Here is a 4,308-nt window from a genome sequence, read left to right as displayed (position 1 = left end):
CGGCAGCACGGTGCCTCCCGCCGTCGATCTCCTCCAGGACGTCCACGCCGATCGCGTCGACGCCGGCTCTCTTCGCGTCCTCGTCGCCGGCCGCGGCCTCGTCCCCGGAGTCGGAGGCGCCGGTCGCGTCCCCCGTCTCCTCGGCATCGGCGGCCGACGGCTCCGCCGGTGCCCAGGAGACGGCCAGCGCCCCGCCGGTCATCGACAGCAGGAAACCCACCAGCAGCCCGCCGAAGTTGGACACCGGGATCGACACCAGTGCCAGCACGATGGAGGCGACGCCCGCGAACACCCGGACGACGGAGTGGAACCACATGGTCAGCCCGAGTGTCACCAGCAGCACGCCGATGATCAGGCCGCCGGCCCCCGCCTGCGTCGCCATCTGCAGGCTGAGGTTGCCGAGCTTGATGTTGTAGTACGGCAGCGCGCCGATCGGCACGCCGCCCGCGATGGTCAGCAGACCCGCCCAGAACGGACGGGAGCCGCGCCAGGCGCGGAATCGCAGCCGCCAGGTGTTCAGACGGTGCAGCAGGTCCGGCAACTCGGCGCTCATGAATACAGCTCCCCGGTACGGCAGTGCGGTTCAGTCAGAGGGGGGTCCGGCGGGGAGCGGTACGCGCCTCCCCGCCGGCCGAGTGCGTGGTCAGAAGCACTCTTTGACGCCCTTGTGCAGCTTCATGCTGAGCCCGCTCAGCTTGAAGGTGCCGGCGCTGGTGGCCCAGGCGGTCTGCTTCACGTCGGTGAGGATGGCCTTGTCGGCCTCCTGCGCGAACCCGTTCGGGTCGGCCTTGTCGCCCTTGCCGATGCCCGGTCCCTTGGTGCTGGACCCGGCGGCCACACCGATGTTGATGTTCTCGAACGTCGCGTCGGCGTCGAGCTGCGCGATGTCGATGTAGAGGTTCTTGGCCTCCACCGGCTTGTCGTCACCGGCCGTCAGCACGAGGCTGACCGAGCCGATGAGCGGGACGTCGGGCGTGACGACCGACTGGCACATACCGTTGATCTTCGCGTCCTTGAACGCGGAGATCGCCACCGGTCGCGTGGCCTCGTTGCCTTCCAGGTCGTGACCGCTGTCGACACCCCCGTACTGGACGAAGCCGGTGCCCTCCAGCCGGTCCGCCGTGACCTTGAACTCCTGGCCCGACACGCTGAACGACGCCGCCAGCGCGCCCTGGCTCAGCGCCACGCCGATCGCGGCGGTCGCCGCCAGGCTCGGCACCATGACCACGGCGAACCGCTTCCACCTGGTCCCACCACGTGCCTGGGACTCCATGCTTTCCTCCTTCTCGGACGTACGTCCTGGACCCGTGGGCCGGTCCTCGGGAGCGAGGAGGATCCGCACGCGCACGCGGGCGCGGCTCTGCGGGTCCGGGGTACGGGCGGCGGACGCGCTGCGTCGAAGGGGGCGTTACCCCCGAGCGACTCGTTGTCCGGACAGGCTCCGGCCCGCGGGAACGGTCCGCGGAAACGGGGAACCCCCCTGTCCGGATGGCGATCGTGGTCCATCGGAAGGGGGGCGCACAAGGGGTTCGTTACCAACGGGTAACGCGAGGGTGACGCAGATCCGGCCACAGTGGCCGGATCCTGCACCCAGGGTCGCCGCCCGGCGCGGACGTACCCGACGAGAAAGCACGACAAAGACGGTCATCTGACTGCACGTCAGTTACTGCGAGTAACAGCCCTGCTCACAGTCAATTTTTGGCAAAGCGGCAGGGGCTGTCACCCTGGGTCGACCTCTGCTCAGAACAGCACGCGGGCCAGCGCCTGCCGCCCCGCGACCACCCGCGGATCGTCGCCGCCGACGACCTCGAACAGCTCCAGCAGCCGCACCCGCGCGGCCTGCCGGTCCTCGCCCGCGGTCCGCGCCACGGTGTCGACGAGCCGGCCGAACGCGTCCTCGACGTGCCCGCCGACCAGGTCCAGGTCGGCGACCCGGATCTGCGCCTCGACGTCCGCGGGGTGGTCCGCCGCCTCCTTGCGCGCGGCGGCGGGGTCGAGCCCCTCCACGCGGCGCAGCAGCTCCGCCTGCGCCAGGCCCAGCGTGGCCTCCACGTTGCCCGGGTCGTCGGACAGCACGTTCTGGTACGCCTGGATCGCGCCGCCCAGGTCCCCCCGGTCCAGCGCGTCGCCGGCCGCCGCCAGCGCGCTGTCGTACGGGCCGGCCGGCTCCGCCGCCTCCTGCTCGGCCGCGTCCTCCTCGCCGGCCGCGGCGTCCTCGCCGGCCACCGGCCGGCCGACGATGCCGAACTGCTGCTCGGCGACCTTGATCAGCTCGTCCAGCACCTGGCGGATCTGCGGTTCGGGGGCGGCGCCCTGGAACAGCGGGATGGCCTGCCCGCCGACGACGGCGAAGACCGCCGGGATGGACTGGACGCCGAACTGCTGGAACAGCATCTGGTTGGCGTCCACGTCGATCTTGGCAAGCACGAACCGGCCGGCGTACTCCTGCGTCAGCCGCTCCAGCAGCGGGCTGAGCTGCTTGCACGGCTGGCACCACTCGGCCCAGAAGTCGACGACGACCGGGACCTCGGTGGAGCGCTGGAGGACCTCCTCCTGGAAGCCGGCCTCGTCGACATCGATGACCAGCGAACCGGCGCCGGACGCGGGCACTCCGTCGCGGGCGGCCTGGGCGCGGGCCGCCTCCGCCTTCTCCTTGGCCTCGGCGGCCGCCTTCACCGCGGCCAGGTCGACCGCTCCGCTCATAGACATGTTGCGTGGCTGCATACGCCCTATCCTCCCCCCTTCGCGCGGTGCATTGAACTGACGGGCCGCGGATGACTCGGCGAACCCGCCCGGAAGGGTTCGTCCCGGGCGGGTTCCAAGGTGCAGCAGAAGACACCGGCCGCTCGGGGGTGACTTACGCTACGGGCCGTAGCGTAACCCGGAAACCGCGGCGGGGAGAAGGGATAAGGTCCAGCTCATGAGCCACGAGACCCCCTCCGCCCGGCGCCCGGGCCGCCCCCGCAGCGCGACCGCGGACCGGGCGATCCTGGACGCCGCCCGGGCCGCGATCGCCGAGTCGGGCTGGGCCGGGGTGACCCTCGGCGGCGTCGCGGCCCGCGCGGGAGTGGCGAAGACCACGCTCTACCGGCGCTGGCCGGGCAAGAACGAACTCGTCCTGGACGCGCTCGCCGACCTCTTCGACTCGCTGCGGCTGCCGGACCACGGCAGCCTGGCGCGGGACGTGGAGGACGTGGTGCTCCAGTTCGCCGGGCTGCTGCGGGAGCCGCGTACGCGCGGCGCGCTGATGGCGGTGCTGGCGGAGGCGGCGCACGACGCGGCGCTGCGCGAGCGGATCCGGGTCTCGATCGTGGCGCGGCAGAAGCACCTGGTGCGGCAGGGCCGCGAACGGGCGCAGACGCGCGGGGAACTGCCGGCGGAGCCGGACGCGGCGGCGGCGGAGCGCAACGCGGACATGGTCTTCGACGTGATCGCCGGCGCCGTGCTGCACCGGCTGCTGGTCAGCGCGGAGCCGGTGACGGCCGCGTGGGCGGCGGCGTTCGCCACCCTGCTGACCCGGGGCCTGGCCGCGCTGACGGACCCCGCCGGCCAGGACCCGGCCGCGCAATAGGCCCTTCGGACCTGTCCGGGCCGCGCCCGGAGCGGGATGCTGGCACCCCACCTCCAGGAGGGGCCCCATGAAGGCGATCGTGCAGGACCGCTACGGCCCGGCCGGGGTGCTGCGGGCGGCGGAGATCGAACGGCCGGAACCGGGCGCGGGCGAGATCGTCGTACGGGTGCGGGCGGCCGGCGTCGACCCCGGCGTGTGGCACCTGATGGCCGGACTGCCGTACATGATGCGCCTGATGGGCTTCGGCCTGCGCAGGCCGAAGGAGCGGGTGCGCGGCTGGGACGCCGCCGGGACCGTCGAGGCGGTCGGCGCGGGCGTCACCCGCTTCGCGCCGGGCGACGACGTGTTCGGCGTGGGCAGCGGCGGGACCTTCGCGGAGTACTGCCGCGGCGCCGCGGACATGTTCGCGGCCAAGCCGGCGGACGTGGACTTCGACGCCGCGGCGGCCGCGCCCACCTCCGCCGTCACCGCGCTGCGCGCGCTGCGCGACGCGGGCGGGCTGCGGACGGGCGGGCACGTGCTGGTGCTCGGCGCCGGCGGCGGCGTCGGCACGTTCGCCGTGCAGCTCGCCAAGGCGCGGGGGGCGGAGGTCACCGGCGTCTGCGGCACGGACAAGACCGAACTGGTCCGCTCGCTCGGCGCGGACCACGTCGTCGACTACACCGAGCGGGACGTCACCGCCGGCACCGGCCGCTACGACATCGTGCTCGACACCGCGGGCAACCGCCCGCTCGCCT

Annotated in this window: 5 protein-coding genes; 2 read left to right on the top strand and 3 right to left on the bottom strand. The window is 73.1% G+C overall.

What is annotated here, in order from left to right; genetic code table 11:
* The 3 genes from H5J30_RS19460 to H5J30_RS19450 all read right to left on the bottom strand — a co-directional run.
* Positions 1–553, bottom strand: a 553-nt coding sequence (locus H5J30_RS19460; protein WP_181788691.1) for a DUF6114 domain-containing protein, incomplete at its 3' end; no start/stop codon positions are given.
* A 90-nt stretch (positions 554–643) separates the two neighbouring features.
* On the bottom strand, positions 644–1,273 hold the full coding sequence (locus H5J30_RS19455) for a DUF6230 family protein (RefSeq protein WP_027742108.1): 630 nt from the start codon (positions 1,271–1,273) through the stop codon (positions 644–646).
* A gap of 467 nt (positions 1,274–1,740) precedes the next feature.
* Positions 1,741–2,724, bottom strand: a complete 984-nt coding sequence (locus H5J30_RS19450; protein WP_181788690.1) for a tetratricopeptide repeat protein — start codon at positions 2,722–2,724, stop codon at positions 1,741–1,743.
* Positions 2,725–2,920: 196 nt separating this feature from the next.
* Here H5J30_RS19450 and H5J30_RS19445 point away from each other — a divergent pair, with 196 nt between their 5' ends.
* Positions 2,921–3,571, top strand: coding sequence for a TetR/AcrR family transcriptional regulator (locus H5J30_RS19445; protein ID WP_181788689.1), 651 nt, complete (start codon positions 2,921–2,923; stop codon positions 3,569–3,571).
* 67 nt (positions 3,572–3,638) lie between these two features.
* A partial coding sequence (locus H5J30_RS19440) for an NAD(P)-dependent alcohol dehydrogenase (RefSeq protein WP_181788688.1) occupies positions 3,639–4,308 on the top strand: 670 nt, incomplete at its 3' end.

It is taken from the genome of Streptomyces phytophilus, assembly GCF_013870535.1.
GTDB lineage: Bacteria > Actinomycetota > Actinomycetes > Streptomycetales > Streptomycetaceae > Streptomyces > Streptomyces phytophilus.
The sequence above is the reverse complement of the archived record's forward strand: the minus strand, read 5'-3'. Positions and strand labels throughout refer to the sequence as shown.

Excerpts from the sequence above, each read along its gene's own strand:
- H5J30_RS19450 (WP_181788690.1), bottom strand. The coding sequence starts at position 2,724 with ATGCAGCCACGCAACATGTCTATGAGCGGAGCGGTCGACCTGGCCGCG.
- H5J30_RS19455 (WP_027742108.1), bottom strand. The coding sequence starts at position 1,273 with ATGGAGTCCCAGGCACGTGGTGGGACCAGGTGGAAGCGGTTCGCCGTG.
- H5J30_RS19445 (WP_181788689.1), top strand. The coding sequence starts at position 2,921 with ATGAGCCACGAGACCCCCTCCGCCCGGCGCCCGGGCCGCCCCCGCAGC.